Annotated in this window: 15 protein-coding genes; 3 read left to right on the plus strand and 12 right to left on the minus strand. The window is 69.9% G+C overall.

Translation table 11 applies throughout. The features are described from left to right. Position 1 precedes the first annotated feature (1 nt). The 3 genes from metK to Leucomu_RS08960 form a co-directional block, all read right to left on the minus strand. Positions 2-1,201 (minus strand): methionine adenosyltransferase, encoded by a 1,200-nt coding sequence (gene metK / locus Leucomu_RS08950; RefSeq protein ID WP_128386996.1) that lies wholly within the window; start codon positions 1,199-1,201, stop codon positions 2-4. Positions 1,202-1,340: 139 nt separating this feature from the next. Beyond that, entirely contained in the window at positions 1,341-1,682 is a 342-nt protein-coding gene (rpoZ, locus tag Leucomu_RS08955; RefSeq protein ID WP_128386997.1) for a DNA-directed RNA polymerase subunit omega, read from the minus strand. Between the two features lie 96 nt (positions 1,683-1,778). Continuing rightward, on the minus strand, positions 1,779-2,426 hold the full coding sequence (locus Leucomu_RS08960; protein WP_128386998.1) for a hypothetical protein: 648 nt from the start codon (positions 2,424-2,426) through the stop codon (positions 1,779-1,781). 107 nt (positions 2,427-2,533) lie between these two features. Between Leucomu_RS08960 and Leucomu_RS08965 the strand changes: the two genes are divergently transcribed. Further along, complete coding sequence (locus Leucomu_RS08965; protein WP_017884532.1) at positions 2,534-3,403, plus strand: acyl-CoA thioesterase; 870 nt, start codon at positions 2,534-2,536, stop codon at positions 3,401-3,403. Between the two features lie 151 nt (positions 3,404-3,554). On the opposite strand, the gene Leucomu_RS08970 is transcribed toward Leucomu_RS08965, so the two are convergent. From Leucomu_RS08970 to Leucomu_RS08980, 3 genes are all read right to left on the minus strand, one after another. Beyond that, positions 3,555-4,022: an acyl-CoA thioesterase gene (locus Leucomu_RS08970; protein WP_017884531.1), complete on the minus strand. Its 468-nt coding sequence runs from the start codon at positions 4,020-4,022 to the stop codon at positions 3,555-3,557. A gap of 86 nt (positions 4,023-4,108) precedes the next feature. Then, a complete protein-coding gene (gene ettA, locus Leucomu_RS08975; RefSeq protein WP_128386999.1) occupies positions 4,109-5,791 on the minus strand; it encodes an energy-dependent translational throttle protein EttA in 1,683 nt (560 codons plus the stop codon). Between the two features lie 175 nt (positions 5,792-5,966). Then, positions 5,967-6,455: a DUF6993 domain-containing protein gene (locus tag Leucomu_RS08980; protein WP_128387000.1), complete on the minus strand. Its 489-nt coding sequence runs from the start codon at positions 6,453-6,455 to the stop codon at positions 5,967-5,969. 307 nt (positions 6,456-6,762) lie between these two features. Here Leucomu_RS08980 and Leucomu_RS08985 point away from each other — a divergent pair, with 307 nt between their 5' ends. Further along, positions 6,763-7,314, plus strand: a complete 552-nt coding sequence (locus tag Leucomu_RS08985) for a single-stranded DNA-binding protein (RefSeq protein WP_128387001.1) — start codon at positions 6,763-6,765, stop codon at positions 7,312-7,314. 245 nt (positions 7,315-7,559) lie between these two features. On the opposite strand, the gene msrA is transcribed toward Leucomu_RS08985, so the two are convergent. The 4 genes from msrA to Leucomu_RS09005 form a co-directional block, all read right to left on the minus strand. Then, positions 7,560-8,087: a peptide-methionine (S)-S-oxide reductase MsrA gene (msrA, locus tag Leucomu_RS08990; RefSeq protein ID WP_128387002.1), complete on the minus strand. Its 528-nt coding sequence runs from the start codon at positions 8,085-8,087 to the stop codon at positions 7,560-7,562. Next, a complete protein-coding gene (nadE, locus tag Leucomu_RS08995) occupies positions 8,084-8,932 on the minus strand; it encodes an ammonia-dependent NAD(+) synthetase (protein ID WP_031290132.1) in 849 nt (282 codons plus the stop codon). Before nadE ends, msrA begins: the two co-directional genes overlap by 4 nt. Before the next feature lie 139 nt (positions 8,933-9,071). Continuing rightward, on the minus strand, positions 9,072-12,581 hold the full coding sequence (gene dnaE / locus Leucomu_RS09000; RefSeq protein ID WP_267128480.1) for a DNA polymerase III subunit alpha: 3,510 nt from the start codon (positions 12,579-12,581) through the stop codon (positions 9,072-9,074). Between the two features lie 181 nt (positions 12,582-12,762). After that, positions 12,763-13,812, minus strand: coding sequence for an acyltransferase (locus Leucomu_RS09005; protein ID WP_128387004.1), 1,050 nt, complete (start codon positions 13,810-13,812; stop codon positions 12,763-12,765). 161 nt (positions 13,813-13,973) lie between these two features. Here Leucomu_RS09005 and Leucomu_RS09010 point away from each other — a divergent pair, with 161 nt between their 5' ends. Next, positions 13,974-15,485 carry a glycosyltransferase family 2 protein gene (locus Leucomu_RS09010; RefSeq protein WP_128387005.1) on the plus strand — a complete coding sequence of 504 codons (1,512 nt, stop codon included), beginning with the start codon at positions 13,974-13,976 and terminating at the stop codon, positions 15,483-15,485. Between the two features lie 84 nt (positions 15,486-15,569). On the opposite strand, the gene Leucomu_RS09015 is transcribed toward Leucomu_RS09010, so the two are convergent. Next, positions 15,570-16,487 carry an RluA family pseudouridine synthase gene (locus Leucomu_RS09015; RefSeq protein ID WP_128387006.1) on the minus strand — a complete coding sequence of 306 codons (918 nt, stop codon included), beginning with the start codon at positions 16,485-16,487 and terminating at the stop codon, positions 15,570-15,572. Then, complete coding sequence (gene lspA / locus Leucomu_RS09020; protein ID WP_228407046.1) at positions 16,474-17,220, minus strand: signal peptidase II; 747 nt, start codon at positions 17,218-17,220, stop codon at positions 16,474-16,476. Before lspA ends, Leucomu_RS09015 begins: the two co-directional genes overlap by 14 nt. Between the last annotated feature and the right edge of the window lie 8 nt (positions 17,221-17,228).

Below are 17,228 nucleotides of genomic sequence, written 5' to 3' on the forward strand. Positions count from 1 at the left end.
CCTACAGCCCGGCGGCGGCCCGCAGTTCGGCGACCCGCGGCGTGGCCTCCCACGTGAACTCGGGCAGCTCGCGCCCGAAGTGACCGTAGGTGCTGGTTCTCGCGTAGACGGGCCGCAGCAGTTCGAGGTCGCGGATGATCGCGAGCGGACGCAGGTCGAACACCTCGCGCACGGCCGCTTCGATGCGCTCGCGCGGCACGGTCTCGGTGCCGAACGTCTCGACGTACAGGCCGACCGGGTGGGCACGGCCGATCGCGTAGGCCACCTGCAGCTCGGCGCGCTTCGCGAGACCGGCGCGCACCACGTGCTTGGCGACCCAGCGCATCGCGTAGGCGGCGGAACGGTCGACCTTCGACGGGTCTTTTCCGCTGAACGCACCGCCGCCGTGGCGGCTCGCCCCGCCGTAGGTGTCGATGATGATCTTGCGGCCCGTGAGACCCGCGTCGCCCATGGGCCCGCCGATCACGAAGGGGCCTGCCGGGTTGATGAACAGCTCGGCGCCGCCGCTCGCGAGGTCGACGCGCTCGAGCACCGGACGGATCACCTCGCGCTCGACGGCGTCGCGCAGGGCCGGCTGCGAGATGCCCGCGTGATGCTGTGTGGAGACGACCACGGCCTCGATGCTGGCGGCGCGGTCGCCGTCGTACCCGATGGTGACCTGGGTCTTGCCGTCGGGGCGCAGCTCGGGCAGCACCCCGCTCTTGCGCACCTCGGTGAGGCGCTCGGCCAGGCGGTGGGCTATCCAGCTCGGCAGGGGGTGCAGCTCGGGCGTCTCGTCGGTGGCGAAGCCGAACATGATGCCCTGGTCTCCGGCGCCCTGCCGGCTCAGGTCGTCGCTCTCGACGGCGACCTCGCCGCTGCGCACCTCGAGCGACGAGTCGACGCCGCCCGCGATGTCGGGCGACTGCTGGCCGATCGACACCGAGACGCCGCAGGACGCGGCGTCGAAGCCCATCTCGGAGCTCGTGTAGCCGATATCGCGCACGGCGTCTCGCACGATCTGCGGGATCTCGACGTATCCGCTGGTCGATACCTCGCCGGCGACGTGCACGAGGCCCGTGGTGACGAGCGTCTCGACGGCCACGCGCGCGCCCGGATCCTGTTCGAGCATCGCGTCGAGGATCGAATCGGAGATGCGGTCGCAGATCTTGTCGGGGTGACCCTCGGTGACGGACTCGGAGGTGAACTGGCGCAGGCTCACGATGGGCCTCCTTCTCGTGGGTGACTGAGGGCGGGGATCGCCGAACACGCCAGTGGCGTCGGATGCTCAGGCGGCTGCGCTGAGGCTATCCGACGCCACTGACATTGACACGGGCATGTCGCCCGGTTACGACGTGCGCTTACTCGGCTGCGGGGTCGATGGTCTCGAGCGCCTGCTCCACCGAGAGGGCGGCGTCGGCCGAGGCCTCGTCGAGCGTCTCAGCAGCGCTCTCCGCGCGCCGGTTCATGACGATCTTGCCCTCGACGATCTCGTGCAGCGCGATCGACAGCGGCTTGTCGCCGACCGACGAGTCGACGAGCGGGCCCACGTTGTCGAACAGGTTGCCGTCGTGCAGATCCGTGTAGTAGTCGTTGATCTGGCGGGCGCGCTGCGAGGCGAAGATCACCAGAGCATACTTCGAATCCACCTTCTCGAGCAGATCGTCGATGGGCGGATCGATGATGCCGTTGGGGTTGGCCATGTACACACTCCTCTAGTTGACCTCACTATCTTAGCCGAGGATCGTGGTTTCCGCTGGGAGCAGCGGCCGCTCCGAGCGGCTCGGGCCTCGACGGGCTCAGCCGAGCAGCGAGCGCACGAGCACGTGGCCGCGCGTCATGGTGAGCCGCGTCCAGGTGACGGATCGGGAGACCAGCACGCGATCCTCGTCGCGCAGGAAGCCCATGACCTCGGCCGCGAAGGCCGCCGCCGCGGGCAGGCCCGGAGATATCTCGGAGCCCCACACGGAAGCGCGCACGCGCTCCACCACGGCTTCGCCCGGATCCTGCGGCAGCGCCGCGCTCACCCGCGCGATCCCCTGCTCGGCGACCGACGCGAGCGACGCGGCGTCGACCGCTCCCGCAGCCGTCCACCCCGACACCGGGGGCAGCACCCCCGCCCACGCCGCCATCGCAGTGACGTCGGGCACGTCGAGAGCCAGTCCCACGATCCCGAGCCGTGCGATGCGGTCGAGCAGCGCACGGGCCTGCACCGTCGCGTCGACCGCCTCCGCAGGAGCCTCGGCCAGGGCGAATGCCCGCATCACGAGCACCACCGGCACGGGATCGGTGATCCCGCGCGGCGCCTGCGTGCAGCCGTACACCGCGAGCGCGGGTCCCCGCGTCATGAGGCGAACCTCGGCCTCTCCCGCGCGCAGCAGGCGCTCCAGGAAGATGCGGAGGTCGTCTCGGGTCGCGTGATCGGCGAGGGGAAGCGTGGCAGCCATCCACCCCAGCCTAGAGGGTGCGATCGCGGGGCGGCGCTCGCGCGGCGCGGGTCCCGCTGCCGCTAGGCTGGTTCCGACCAGCGACGGAGCCGCCGACAGGAGGAACCATGACCGCCTTCCCAGATCTGCTCGCCATGCTCTCGGTGCTCGACTCGGGCGCGCGCACCCGCGAGGACATCCTCACCGGGCCGGCCTTCCCCACGCCGCACGGGCGCTCCTTCGGCGGGCAGGTGCTCGGCCAGGCCATCGCCGCGGCGGGCACGACCGTGGCCGACGACCGTCTGCTCCACTCCATGCACGGCTACTTCCTGCGCCCGGGCGAGAGCGAGGAGCGCATGACCTTCGAGGTGGCGCGCCTGCACGACGGCCGTTCGTTCTCCACCCGCCGCGTGCAGGCCTACCAGGACGGCGAGGTGCTCATGTCGATGATCTCGTCCTTCCAAGAGGACGATCCCGGCCTCGAGCACCAGGAGCCGGTGAGCCTCGACGGTCTGCCCGAGCCCGAATCGCTGCCGAGCGTGTGGGAGAAGTACGGTCACCTGAGCGGCAGCGGCCGCGCCTCGTGGATCCTGGGCCGGCCGTTCGACTTCCGCTATCTCGAGTCCGACGTCGTGCTCGACGTCGCCGAGCGCGTCAGCCGCCAGCGCGTCTGGATGCGCAGCCGGGACACCTTCGAGGCGACCCACCTGCTGCAGTGCGCGGCTCTCGCCTTTGCGAGCGACTATCTGCTGCTCGAGCCCATCGCTCGCAGGCACGGGATCCCGTGGGCCACCCCCGGCATGCGCGCCGCGAGCCTCGACCACGCGATGTGGTTCCACCGGCCGTTCCGCGTCGACGACTGGCTGCTCTACGAACTCGACTCCCCCACCTCGCAGGGCGGTCGCGGGCTCGCCCACGGGCGGTTCTACGACCGCGAAGGGCGGCTCGTCGCGAGCGTGTCGCAGGAGAGCATGATCCGCCTGCCCGACGCGGGCTGAGGGGGCGTCCGAGGCCGCGCCCGCATCCCGCGGGTGCCGGATCCGCTGCGGGCCGGGAGGGAACCGCCACGGGCGCGGGATCCACTGCGCCGCCCCGGGGCGGATCGGACCCGCCGCGGACCTGGCGGAACCACCCGGCGGGCCGCTCCGATCAGCCTCGGCGCAGCTGCAGCGGGTCGTCGGTCCACGGCTCGACCGCCGCGCGCCCCTCCTCAGACAGCCGCATGGGCCGCATCGTGGCGCCGTCGACGATCACGACCGTGGTGATGGCCCGGGCCACGACCCTGCGCTCCTCGGCCGAGCCGTCGAACACCTCGTAGTGGAGTTCGAGGCTCGATCCGCCGAGCTTGCCGACCCACAGCTCGATGCCGAGCGGGCGCGGCGCGTACTCGAGCACGCCGAGGAACTCGATCTGCTGGTTCGCGACCAGCATCTTCGGACCGTCGGGACGGTCCCCGCGGAAGTAGCCCTCCATGCCGGTCTGCTCACGAGCCGAGCCGGTGAAGAAGACGCGCACGCGCGCCTCCTCCAGGTATCGCGCGTAGGCGACGTTGTTGACGTGGCCGTAGGCGTCCTGGTCGCCCCAGCGCAGTTCGAGATCGACGTGCACGCGTGCCACGCGGTTCTCCTCTCCATACGTCGAGAGGCGGGTTTCGCACCCGATCCGGGGATCGGGCGCGAGAAACCCGCCTCTCGAGCCGAATGCTAGTCGCGGGTCAGCTTGCGATAGGTGACGCGCGACGGCTTCGCCGCGTCGGCGCCCAGGCGCTCGATCTTGTTGGCCTCGTAGGCCTCGAAGTTGCCCTCGAACCAGTACCAGTTCGCCGGGTTCTCCTCGGTGCCCTCGTAGGCGAGGATGTGCGTGGCGATGCGGTCGAGGAACCACCGGTCGTGCGTGATGACCACCGCGCAGCCGGGGAACTCGAGCAGCGCGTTCTCGAGGCTCGTCAGGGTCTCGACGTCGAGGTCGTTCGTCGGCTCGTCGAGCAGCAGCACGTTGCCGCCCTGCTTGAGCGTGAGCGCGAGGTTCAGTCGGTTGTGCTCACCGCCCGAGAGCACGCCCGCGGGCTTCTGCTGGTCGGGACCCTTGAAGCCGAAGGTCGAGACGTAGGCGCGCGACGGGATCTCGGTCTTGCCGACCTGGATGTAGTCGAGCCCGTCCGAGACGACCTCCCACACTGTCTTCTTGGGATCGATGCCGCCGCGGGTCTGGTCGACGTAGCTGAGTTCGACGGTCTCGCCGATCTTCAGCTCGCCGCCGTCGAGCGGCTCGATGCCGACGATCGTCTTGAAGAGGGTGGTCTTGCCGACGCCGTTCGGGCCGATGATGCCGACGATGCCGTTGCGCGGCAGCGAGAAGCTCAGGCCGTCGATGAGCGTGCGGCCCTCGAAACCCTTGTTGAGGTTCTTCGCCTCGAGCACCAGATTGCCGAGGCGCGGGCCGGCCGGGATCTGGATCTCCTCGAAGTCGAGCTTGCGCGTGCGCTCGGCCTCGGCGGCCATCTCCTCGTAGCGGGCGAGGCGCGCCTTCGACTTGGCCTGGCGGCCCTTCGCGTTCGACCGCACCCACTCGAGCTCCTCTTTGAGGCGCTTCTGGAGCTTCTGATCCTTCTTGCCCTGCACCTCGAGGCGTGCGGCCTTCTGCTCGAGATACGTCGAGTAGTTGCCCTCGTACGGGTAGAGGCGGCCGCGGTCGACCTCGCAGATCCAGGTGGCGACGTGGTCGAGGAAGTACCGATCGTGGGTGACGGCCATGACCGCGCCCGGGTACTTCGCGAGGTGCTGCTCGAGCCAGAGCACGCTCTCGGCGTCGAGGTGGTTGGTGGGCTCGTCGAGCAGCAGCAGATCGGGCTTCTCGAGCAGCAGCTTGCAGAGCGCCACGCGGCGCTTCTCGCCGCCCGAGAGGTTCTTGACGATCGCGTCGGAGGGCGGGCAGCGCAGCGCGTCCATCGCCTGCTCGAGCTGGTTGTCGAGGTCCCAGCCGTCGACCGCGTCGATGGCCTCCTGCAGCTCACCCATTTCGGGCAGCAGCTTGTCGTAGTCGGCGTCGGGGTCGGCCATCTCGGCCGAGATCTCGTTGAAGCGGTCGAGCTTGCCCTTGATCTCGGCGACGCCCTGCTGCACGTTCTCGAGCACGGTCTTGTCTTCGTCGAGCTCGGGCTCCTGCATGAGGATGCCGACGGAGTAGCCGGGGGTGAGGATGGCCTCGCCGTTCGAGGGGGTGTCGAGCCCCGCCATGATCTTGAGGATCGTGGACTTGCCGGCGCCGTTCGGGCCCACCACGCCGATCTTCGCGCCAGGCAGGAACGCCATGGTCACGTCGTCGAGGATCACCTTGTCGCCGTGCGCCTTGCGCGCGCGGACCATCTGGTAAATGTACTCAGCCATATGCTTTCTCGGGCGCGACGGCGCCCCGAACTCCTTGCGTCCTGAGGATGAAACGGATCGCCACTACTCTACCCGCAGCCCCTGACATGCGGGCGGCTCGCCGAGCTCGTGCTCGGGCGTTCGTCGGCGCAGCCGCTCGGAGAGGGCCCGAGGGCTTACCCGCGATCCGGGCGACTCACCAGTCGATCACGCGGGTGCTGCCGATCAGGCAGATGTCCTGCGCCGGCCCGAGGGCGGGCTTCGCCTCGGCGGCGAATCCGCGATCCTCGGCGACCACCTGCCCGATGAGGCAGTCGGCGCCGATGCGCACCGACACGAAGATGCTGTCGGCGGCGAGCCCCGTCTGCGACTCGTCGAAGCTCACCTGCATGGCGGTCTTGTCGAAGCCGGCCGCCGCGACGGCGTCGACGACGGGGGCGCCCTGGACCGGCTGCTCGCCTGCCGCGAACGCGCGCAGCACCTCGGTGAAGTACGGCAGGTTGTCGGCGGCGCTGCCCTCGGGGAAGAACTCGGGCGCCGTCTCGGGCACGGCGGGCTCCGTGCGCTCCGGCGCCTCGGGTGTCGGCCCCTCGAGCAGCGAGCATCCGGCGAGCAGGGCCGCGGTCAGGGCGAGCGCGCCGAACGCGGCGCCGGGGCGACGGAGGGAATGCAGAGGGGAACGCACCCGATCAGTCTATGCGGAGGGCGTCTGCGGAAGCGCGGGGCGACGGTTCGGCCGGGCGCGGCCGGACCCGCCTCGGCGCGTGGCACGGCCGGTTCACCGCACGGCTCGGAATCGCCCCGCACTCCGCTCACATCCTTCGGTATTCAGCGCCTCCGGCCGCCTTGTCCACAGATCGCGGCATCCACTGGTGAGACGCTCCGGCGGTGCCTCAGGCTGGGAGATGAGGGGGCGGATCGGAACCCCGCACGGCCCGATCCGCCCGCTCGCCTCAACCCTCCGCACCCCGGAGCCAACGAACGGAGTCATCATGTCCACACCCGTCAGCGTCGTCGGCACCATCGCGACCGCGCCCCGTCTCATGAAGTCCGTCGCGAAGGTCGCCTTCTGCACCTTCCGCGTCGCGAGCAACGAGCGCCGCTACGACCGAGAGAAGAACCAGTGGGTCGACGGCGACACCAACTGGTTCACCGTCAATGCGTTCCGCACGCTCGCCGAGCACGCCGATCGCTCGTTCTCGAAGGGCGACCGGGTCATCATCAGCGGTCGTCTGCGCATCCGGCAGTGGAGCAACGACGGGAAGACCGGCACCGCGGTCGAGATCGAGGCCGATGCGCTGGGCCACGATCTGCGGTGGGGCGTGTCACGCTTCGAGAAGCAGATCCGCTCCGGCGCCGAGCACCCCGCGGCCCCGGACGAGCCGGGGGCGGTCGTCGGAAGCGCCGACCTCGCGCGGAGCCCCGACGCCTCACGTGCGGGCGCCGCCGAGAGCACGAGCGGCGAGAACGGACCGGCGTCGACCGAGGCGGAGGCGCCGTCCGAACTGCTCGGAGAGGACGGCTTCCTGCCTGCCGCCGCGTGAGCATCGCGCAGCCCGGCGAGACAGGCGAAGACGAAGGCGCCCCGGCGAGCGGCACCCGCATCGTGGCGAGCGCCGCATGGAGCGGAGCGGGAGGGTGGGAGGGAGCGCGAACCGTGCGAACCGAGGTGGAGAAGCGCGGTGGATCGCGGTGGATCGCGCCGGCTCCCCGCCTCCCCGCCGGTGCGCACCGGCGCGATCGGATACCGACAGCGTACGCCGGCGCTGCCGGCGCCGGCCCGCCCGGGTCAGCGCAGGTACTCGGAGAAGGCCGCGCGCACCTTGTTGACCTTGGGCACCGCGACCGCGAGGCAGTACCCCTGCGTGGGGTTCTTCGCGAAGAAGTCCTGGTGGTGCTCCTCGGCCGGGTAGACCTCGCCGAGCGGCTCGATCGTGGTGACGACCTCACCGGGCCAGATCTCCGAAGCACGGCGACGCGCCTCCTCGAAGAGCTTCCGCTGCTCGTCGTCGGCCGGGAACATCGCCGAGCGGTACTGCGTGCCGACGTCGGCGCCCTGTCGATTCAGCTGGGTGGGATCGTGCATGGTGAAGAAGGCGTCGAGGATCACCTGGGCGGGAATCGCACTCTCGTCGAAGGTGACCGCAACGGCCTCGGCGTGGCCGGTGGTGCCGGTGCAGACCTGCTCGTAACTCGGGTGCGGGGCGGAGCCGCCCGTGTAGCACGACACCACCTCGGTCACGCCCTTCAGCGCCCGATAGGCCGCGTCGAGGCACCAGAAGCAGCCTCCCGCCAGTACGAACGTGGTGGTGGTCATCGCTCTGCGCTCCTCTCGGCGCCGCTCCACCAGCCGTCCCGCGGGGCGACCGGCAGACGGCGCTTGTGCTCGGTGCTGCGGTAGCGGCGCTCGAGGTTCTCGGCCGTCGCCGACGAGACCTCCTCGCCGCGCAGGTAGGCGTCGATCTCGGAGTAACTCACGCCGAGGCTCGACTCGTCCGACTGGCCGGGTTCCCCGTCGAGCAGATCGGCGGTAGGGACCTTTTTCCAGAGCCGGTCCGGGGCCTCGAGCTGCTGCAGCAGCGCCGCGCCCTGCCCCTTGGTGAGCCCCGAGAGCGGCAGCACGTCGGCCGCGCCGTCGCCGAACTTCGTGAAGAAGCCGGTGATGGCCTCGGCCGCGTGGTCCGTGCCGATCACGAGCAGCCCGCGGTCGCCCGCGATCGCGTACTGCGCGACCATGCGCATGCGGGCCTTCACATTGCCCTTGTTGAAGTCGCTCACCGGTTCCCCGGTGCCCGCCGAGACCGCAGCCGTCAGCCCGTCGACGCCCGCCGCGATATCGACGGTGACGGCGCGATCGGGGCGGACGAACTGCAGCGCGAGCCGCGCGTCGTCCTCGTCGTGCTGCACACCGTAAGGCAGGCGCACCGCGATGAACTCCGCGTCCCGCCCCTCGGCTCGCAGTCGCTCCACCGCCAGCTGTGCCAGTCTTCCGGCCAGCGAGGAATCCTGACCTCCCGAGATCCCGAGCACGAAGCCGCGAGATCCGGGCACCGAGCGCGCGTACTCGACGAGGAACGCCACCCGGCGCTCCACCTCGGCTGCGGGGTCGATCTCGGCGACCGACCCGAGCTCGCGAATGATCTGCTGCTGCATCTCGCTCATGACCCCCACCATACTCCGCGCGTGTTACAGCGGGGTGCGTCCATCGAATCGGTGCTGCTGCGACGAGAACCGAACCGCCCCGAGAAGAACCGCACCGCCCCGACGCGACCCGAAGCCCCCGTGAGCACGGCGGGCCCCGCTACGAGACCAGTTCCTCGACCGGCAGCAGGCAGCGCGGGCCGAGCAGGCCCTTCAGTTCCCCGAACAGGTCGGAGGTGATCCTCACCTGCTCGCGCAGCTCGAAGATGCGCACCGCGTGCGGCGTGATCAGACTCAGCCGCACCTCGCTCTCGCCGGGGTGACGGCGCAGCGTCGACTTGAGCTCCTCCATCAGGGGCTCGGTCGCGCGCGACTCCGAGAGCGTGAGCGCGAGCGCCGTCGCGTCCTCCTGCACCCCCGCATCGATCGGCTTCACCCCGTAGGCGTGCATCGACATGCCGTCGTCGCGGGCGTTCAGCTTGCCGCGCAGCGCCACGATGCTGTCGGGCTGCAGGAGGCTGCCGAACTCCTGGTACGACTTGCCCATGAAGAGCGCCTGCACCTCGCCCGTGAAGTCCTCGATCGTCACCATGCCGTAGAGATTGCCCGATTTCGCGGTGCGGTGCTGCACGCTCGTGAGCAGGCCCGCGACGGTCACGATCTCGCCGTCGAAGCTCGAGCTGTTCTCGGGGTTCGTGACCTGCTGCACCGTCACGCTCGCCTCCTTGGCGAGGGGGACGTCGAGCCCGCGCAGCGGGTGGTCCGAGACGTAGAGGCCGAGCATCTCGCGCTCGAACGAGAGTTTGTCCTTCTTCGTCCACTCGGGACGATCGGGCACCTGCGACACCGCCTCGGCCGAGTCGCCCGTCGCCTCGGCGGCTTCGGCGAAGAGGCTGTCGAAGTCGAAGCCGATGTTGCCGTTCTCGGCGTCGCGCTTCTCCTTCACCGCGCTCTCGATCGACTGCTCGTGGATCTCGACGAGCGCGCGGCGCGTGCCGCCGAGCCCGTCGAACGCGCCCGCCTTGATGAGCGACTCCACGGTGCGCTTGTTCAGCACCGAGAGCGGCACCTTCTTCAGGAAGTCGTGGAAGCTCTCGAAGCGCCCCTTCTGCTCGCGGGCTTCGCGGATCCCCTCGACCACGTGCGTGCCGACGTTGCGGATCGCGCCCAGGCCGAAGCGGATGTCGTCGCCCACCGCCGAGAAGTTCGCGAACGACTCGTTCACGGCGGGAGGCAGCACCTTGATGCCCATGCGGCGGCACTCGTTGAGGTAGACGGCGAGCTTGTCCTTGGAGTCGCCCACGCTCGTGAGCAGCGCCGCCATGTACTCGGCCGGGTAGTGGGCTTTGAGGTATGCCGTCCAGTAGCTCACCACGCCGTACGCCGCCGAGTGCGCCTTGTTGAACGCGTAGTCCGAGAACGGCAGCAGGATGTCCCAGAGCGCCTTGACCGCGGCGTCCGAGAAGCCGCGCTCCTTCATGCCGCCGGAGAAGCCCTCGTACTGCTTGTCGAGCTCGGACTTCTTCTTCTTGCCCATGGCGCGGCGCAGAATGTCGGCCTGGCCGAGCGAGAAGCCGGCCACCCGCTGGGCGATCGACATCACCTGCTCCTGATAGATGATGAGGCCGTAGGTGGTGTCGAGGATGTCCTTCAGCGGTTCCTCGAGCTCGGGGTGGATCGGCGTGATCTTCTGCAGGCCGTTCTTGCGCAGCGCGTAGTTCGTGTGCGAGTCGGCGCCCATGGGGCCTGGCCGGTACAGGGCGAGCACGGCCGAGATGTCCTCGAAGTTGTCGGGCTTCATGAGGCGCAGCAGGCCGCGCATGGGGCCGCCGTCGAGCTGGAACACGCCCAGCGTGTCGCCGCGTGCCAGCAGTTCGTAGGAGTCGGCATCGTCGAGTTCGAGCCGCTCGAGGTCGAGATCCTCGTCGCGGTTGAGCCTGATGTTCTCGAGGGCGTCCGAGATGATCGTGAGGTTTCGGAGCCCCAGGAAGTCCATCTTGATGAGGCCGAGGCCCTCGCAGGTCGGGTAGTCGAACTGCGTGACGATCTGGCCGTCCTGCTCGCGCTTCTGCAGCGGGATGATGTCGATGAGCGGATCGCTCGACATGATGACGCCGGCGGCGTGCACACCCCACTGGCGCTTCAGACCCTCGAGCCCGAGCGCGGTCTCGTAGACCTTCTTCGCGTCGGGATCCTCCTGCAGCACCGTGCGGAACTCGGCGGCCTCCTTGTAGCGGGGGTGCTCGGGATCGGTGATGCCCGACAGCGGGATGTCCTTCGCCATGACGGCGGGCGGCATGGCCTTCGTGAGCTTCTCGCCCATGCCGAACGGGAAGCCGAGCACGCGCGAGGCGTCCTTGAGCGCCTGCTTCGACTTGATCGTGCCGTAGGTGACGATCTGCGCCACGCGCTCGTCGCCGTACTTCTCGGTCACGTACTTGATGACCTCGCCGCGACGGCGATCGTCGAAGTCGACGTCGAAGTCGGGCATCGAGACGCGGTCGGGGTTGAGGAAGCGCTCGAAGATGAGGCCGTGCTGCAGCGGGTCGAGATCCGTGATCCTCATCGCGTACGCCACCATCGAGCCCGCGCCCGAACCGCGGCCCGGACCTACCCGGATGCCGTTGTCCTTCGACCAGTTGATGAAGTCGGCGACCACGAGGAAGTAGCCGGGGAACCCCATCTGGGTGATCACGCCGATCTCGTACTCGGCCTGCTTGCGCACCTCGTCGGGGATGCCCTCCGGGTAGCGGTAGTGGAGGCCGCGCTCGACCTCTTTCACGAACCAGCTGTCCTCGGTCTCACCGTCGGGCACGGGGTAGCGGGGCATGTAGTTGGCGGACGTGTTGAACTCGACGTTGCATCGTTCAGCGATGAGCAGCGTGTTGTCGCAGGCCTCGGGGAAGTCGCGGAAGATGTGCCGCATCTCCGCGGCGCTCTTCAGGTAGTAGCCCGAGCCGTTGAACTGGAAGCGGTTGGGATCGTCGAGCCGCGATCCCGACTGCACGCAGAGCAGCGCCGAGTGCGCTTCGGCGTCTGCCTCGTGCACGTAGTGCAGGTCGTTCGTGGCGACGAGCGGGATGCTCAGGTCGCGCGCGATCTTGATGAGGTCGGACTGCACCTGGCGCTCGATGTCGAGGCCGTGGTCCATCAGCTCGCAGAAGAAGTTCTCCTTGCCGAAGATGTCCTGGAACTCGGCGGCCGCCTTGATCGCCTCGTCGTACTGACCGAGGCGCAGACGGGTCTGGATCTCGCCCGACGGGCATCCCGTCGTGGTGATGAGCCCCTTGCCGTAGGTCTGCAGCAGCTCGCGGTCCATGCGGGGCTTGAAGTAGTAGCCCTCCATCGACGAGAGCGACGACAGCCGGAACAGGTTGTGCATGCCCTCGGTCGTCTCGGAGAGCATCGTCATGTGCGTGTACGCGCCGGCGCCCGAGACGTCGTCGCCAGCGCCATCGCCCCACCGCACACGGGTGCGATCCGAGCGGTGGGTGCCGGGCGTGAGGTACGCCTCGATGCCGATGATCGGGTTGAGCCCGCGATCCTTCGCCTGCTTCCAGAAGTCGAAGGCGCCGAAGGTGTTGCCGTGGTCGGTGACCGCGATCGCGGGCATGCCCTGGGCTGCGGCGGCCTCCATGAGCGGTCCGACTCGCGCCGCGCCGTCGAGCATCGAGTACTCGCTGTGCACGTGCAGGTGTACGAAACCGTCTTTCTCAGACACCGGATGAGCCCCTTTCGCCGACCACTCAAGAGTACCGCGGGCCTGCGACATCGCGAGCGCGGCCGTCCGGGCTCGGCTGCGACCGGAGTCGGGATCCGGACCGCGTCCGTCCCTCGTCCGGCCGGCGGGTCTACGCGATGACGCGGCGGGCACCGGGGATGCGCCGCAGCAGCACCGAGACGGCGAGGCTCGGGATCAGCACGAGCACGGCGAGCAGCGGCACCGATACCAGGGGCGTCGCGAATTCGGTGGTGATGCCGAACTGCCGGTAGACCCACTGGAAGAAGGGGTGCACCAGGTAGATGCCGAGGGAGTTCGCGGCGAGCGCCGCGGCGATCGGCGGGAGGCGCCCGCGCTCGTCTCGCCAGCACGCCCTCGCGAGGCAGAAGACGGCCACCGAGGCGAGCGCGACGCCGGGAGTGAGGAAGTCGAGGAACAGCTCGTCGGAGGCGCCCTCCGCGCGCGAGACGAGCGAGGTGCCCAACCCGGTGCTCGCCGCGCCGAGCGCCCCGGTCGCCGCGATCCACCGGAGCCGCCCCCGGCTCAGCTCGATCCGGCTCAGCAGGTGGCCCAGCACGAAGTAGGCGGAGTATCCGAGCACCAGCTGCACCCGCATCGTGCCGAGCACCTCGCTCAGCACCTCGCCGACCACCGGCAGGTGCTCGAGCAGCGGGAGCACGAACGCGAACGGCCCGGCCAGGGCGACGAAGTACCACGCCGTGGCCCGATCCCGCACGATCGCCCGTAGCAGCGGCAGCACCAGGTACATCCCCGTGAGCGCGAGCAGGAACCACAGGTGGAAGTGCCCGGTGAAGAATCTCTGCGCCAGCTCGCCGAGGTCGCGGCTGCCGCCCGGCCCGTACACCTCGACGAGGGCGAAGAACAGCGACCAGCAGGCGAAGGCGACGAGCAGGCGCGGGATGTTCCTGCGCCACAGGGTGCGCAGGCTCAGCTCGCGCTCCGGTGCGAGGAACAGCGCGCCCGAGATCATGAAGAACACCGGCACGCAGTAGCGCAGCACGCTGTTGATCCAGTTCAGCGCCTCCCAGCGCGCGCTTCCCGGCGGCAGCTCATGCCACTCCGTGATCGCGGCGTGGATCACCACCACCGCCACGATCGCGATGGCCCGCAACCCCTCGAGATAGCGGATGCGCCCCGATCGGTCGTTCGCGCCCTTCATCCGCCTCATGCTAACGCGCGGCCCTCAGCGGCCCCTCAGTGCTGCCCGCAGCCGGGCGGGGTGTCAAGGCTCCCGCTCCCCCCAGCAACCTGCGAGTCGTGCGCGCTACAGTGACGAGCGACGGCGCGCCCCGGCCGCCGCTGCTGGCAAGGAGATCCGCTGTGACCGTTTCAGACCCGCTGGTGAGCGTCGTGATCCCGGTGTACAACTCCATGCCCTATCTCACCGAGACCCTGCAGTCGGTGCTGGCGCAGGATCTGGAGCGCTTCGAGGTGATCGTCGTCGACGACGGCTCCACCGACGGATCCGGCGAGGAGCTCGACCGTTTCGCGGAGGCCGAGGATCGTCTCGTCGTGATCCACCAGCCGAACAGCGGGTGGCCCGGGGCTCCCCGCAACCGCGGGCTGGAGCGGGCTCGCGGCGAGTTCGTGTTCTTCATGGACTCGGACGACACCATCGCCCCGCATGCGCTGAGCGCGATGACGGCGATGGCGCGCGAGCGCGGCGCCGACGTGGTGATTCCGCGCATGAAGGGCGTCGCCGGTCGCGGCGTGCAGAGCCTCTTCGAGCGGTACCCGCAGGGAGAGATCGGTCTGGCGCGCGCCATGGAGACCCTGTCGCCGCAGAAACTGTTCCGGCGCGAGCCGCTCGAGCGCGACGGCCTGCGCTTTCCCGAGGAGAAGGTGCGTCTCGAGGACGGCATCTTCGTCACCCGCGCCTACGTCCTCGCCCGCACGATCGTCTTCTGCGGCCGCGAGCCCCTCTACTTCATCGCGCTCCGCGACGACGGGCGCAACATCTCGTCCAGCAGCATCGACCCGGAGAACTACGTCGCCTCCTGCCGCCGCATCGCGCAGATCCTGCTCGACGGCGTCGAGGATCCGGAACGCGGCGCGCGGCTCGTGTGGCAGTTGTTCACGCGCAAGGGCCTGCGGTTCTACGCGCCGAAGCGCTGGCTGCGCATGGGCGTCGAGCGCAAGCGCCGGTGGGTCGCGCTGCACCGGGCCTTCCTCGAGGATCTCGTTCCGGTCGAGCTCGTGGAGCGCGCCTCGAATCCGACCGATCGTCGGAAGGCCGAGCTCATCCTGGCGGGCGACGTCTCGGGCCTCGACCGGTTGATCTCGGCCGAGGAGGATCTGGATCACCGGTCGGGCGTCGGCGCCGTCGCCCGGATGGCGAACGGCGTCGAACTCACCGTCTCGGTGCAGCCGCAGGACCCCCGACGGGGTTCGCTGATCGACGACGGCGTGCCGCCGGCATGGCGGCTGCGCGCCGCGGACCGGCTGCACCGCCTGCTGCGGCCGGCCATGGGCGCGCATCTCGGCCGGGGGCTCAGCCGGCGCCTCGCCGACGCGGTGTCCACGGGCTCCCCGCGCGTGTCGCTGTTGCTCTCCGGGCGGCGCTCCGCGCGGCGCATCGCGGTCCCCGGTCGGATCGCCGCCCGTGACGCCGCCGGCGCGCTCCGCTATCGCTTCGTGCTGCCCGACGATCTGTTGCAGCGCTTTCACGGCGACCGCGTGGATCTGTCGACCGTCGCCGAGGTGCGCGGGCTGAGCGGCGCTCCGGTCCGCGTCGCTCTCGACCCGTCGGCGGCCTCGGCGGTGGCGATCTCCGAGGGCGTCGAGCTCTACGCGACCGGACGGGGCAACGCGAGCCTTCGCGTTGCCCGCTGACGGCCCGGCCGCACAACGATGGCACCTGCCGCACCGCGGCCGAGGAGAGCGCCGCGCAGCCGCAGCCTCCACGAGCCGCCGGGGCTACGCCGCGAGGATGTCGAGGGCGCGCTGGAGGTCGTCGGGGTAGCGGCTCTCGAACAGCACGGGTTCGCCCGTGCCCGGGTGCCGGAATCCGAGTCGCATCGCGTGCAGCCACTGGCGGGTCAGGCCGAGCCGCTCCGAGAGGGTCGGGTCTGCTCCGTACATGCCGTCGCCGACGCACGGGTGGCGCTGCGCCGACATGTGCACGCGGATCTGGTGCGTGCGGCCGGTCTCGAGCTCGATCTCGAGCAGCGTCGCGTAGGGGAACGCCTCGAGCGTCTCGTAGTGGGTCACCGAGGGTTTGCCGTCGCGCGTGACCGCGAACTTCCACTCGTGACCGGGGTGGCGCCCGATGGGGCCCTCGATGGTGCCCGAGAAGGGATCCGGATGCCCCTGCACGACCGCGTGGTAGATCTTGTCCACCTCGCGCTCCTTGAAGGCGCGCTTGAGCTCGCTGTAGGCGCGCTCGCTCTTCGCGACGACCATGAGACCGCTCGTGCCGGCGTCGAGGCGGTGCACGATGCCCTGTCGTTCGGGCGGACCGGATGTGGCGACGCGGTAGCCGGCGCCGGCGAGCGCTCCCAGCACGGTCGGGCCCTCCCACCCGAGTGACGGGTGCGCGGCCACGCCGGCGGGCTTGTCGATCACCACGATGTCGTCGTCGTCGTGCACGATGCCGAGTTCGGGCAGGTGCACCGGCACGACCTCGGGGCCGCGCTTCTCCTGCCACGAGACTTCGAGCCAGCCTCCCGCCGTGAGCCGGTCCGATTTGCCGAGGGGGCGCCCGTCGAGGGTCACACCGCCGCTCTGGGCGACCTCGGCGGCGAAGCTGCGCGAGAAGCCGAGCAGCTTCGCGAGGGCGGCGTCGACGCGCCCGCCCGCGAGCCCGTCGGGCACGGGGAGGCTACGCTGCTCCATCGCTGCGCCCCTCCTCGGGCCGCGTCGGGTCGGGATCGGTCGATCCCCCGTCCCGTCGCTCGGGAGCCACGGATCCCTCGCCCGCGGGTGCGGGATCGGCTGCTCCGGCATCGTCTGCGAGCGGGGTCGGATCGGCGCCGGCGGGCTCGGCGTCATCGGTCTCCGCGCCGTCCGCGCGCTTCGCTCGGGGCGAGCCGTCGATCGGCAGGCCGAGCAGGCTGATCGCCACGAACAGCAGCATGCCGCTCACGATCGCGATGTCGGCGACGTTGTAGATGGCGGGGTTGAAGCCGAGCCACATCCACGGCGTGAGGATGAAGTCGATGACGTGGCCCTCGGGGAACCCGGGTTCGCGCGTGAGCCGGTCGGTGAGGTTGCCGAGCACTCCTCCGAGCAGCAGGCCGAGGAAGACGCCCCAGGAGATCGAGCGCAGGCGGCGCAGCTGCCAGAGGATCACCACGACCACCACGGTGGCGAGCAGGGTGAAGATCCAGGTCGCGCCGGTGGCCATCGAGAACGCGGCCCCGGGGTTGCGCACGAAGTGCCACTGCAGGAACTCGCCGAGCACGGGCTCGGTGCGGCCCTCGGTCAGGTGGTCGACGACCCAATTCTTGGAGAGCTGATCGACGGCGAACACGACGATCGCGACGCCGAGCAGGAGCACGGGCACCAGTCGACGTCGCGATGACGATGGGGTGGCGGGGGTGGCCGCCACGTCGGAAGCGTCGTTCACGCTCCCTG

It is taken from the genome of Leucobacter muris, from assembly GCF_004028235.1.
Classification (GTDB): domain Bacteria; phylum Actinomycetota; class Actinomycetes; order Actinomycetales; family Microbacteriaceae; genus Leucobacter; species Leucobacter muris.

Coding starts and splice junctions, on each gene's coding strand:
- Leucomu_RS08965 (WP_017884532.1), top strand. CDS start 2,534: ATGACCGCCTTCCCAGATCTGCTCGCCATGCTCTCGGTGCTCGACTCG.
- ettA (WP_128386999.1), bottom strand. CDS start 5,791: ATGGCTGAGTACATTTACCAGATGGTCCGCGCGCGCAAGGCGCACGGC.
- msrA (WP_128387002.1), bottom strand. CDS start 8,087: ATGACCACCACCACGTTCGTACTGGCGGGAGGCTGCTTCTGGTGCCTC.
- nadE (WP_031290132.1), bottom strand. CDS start 8,932: ATGAGCGAGATGCAGCAGCAGATCATTCGCGAGCTCGGGTCGGTCGCC.
- rpoZ (WP_128386997.1), bottom strand. CDS start 1,682: ATGGCCAACCCCAACGGCATCATCGATCCGCCCATCGACGATCTGCTC.
- Leucomu_RS08985 (WP_128387001.1), top strand. CDS start 6,763: ATGTCCACACCCGTCAGCGTCGTCGGCACCATCGCGACCGCGCCCCGT.
- Leucomu_RS08960 (WP_128386998.1), bottom strand. CDS start 2,426: ATGGCTGCCACGCTTCCCCTCGCCGATCACGCGACCCGAGACGACCTC.
- Leucomu_RS09005 (WP_128387004.1), bottom strand. CDS start 13,812: ATGAAGGGCGCGAACGACCGATCGGGGCGCATCCGCTATCTCGAGGGG.
- Leucomu_RS09015 (WP_128387006.1), bottom strand. CDS start 16,487: ATGGAGCAGCGTAGCCTCCCCGTGCCCGACGGGCTCGCGGGCGGGCGC.
- dnaE (WP_267128480.1), bottom strand. CDS start 12,581: ATGCTCGACGGCGCGGCGCGAGTCGGACCGCTCATGGAGGCCGCCGCA.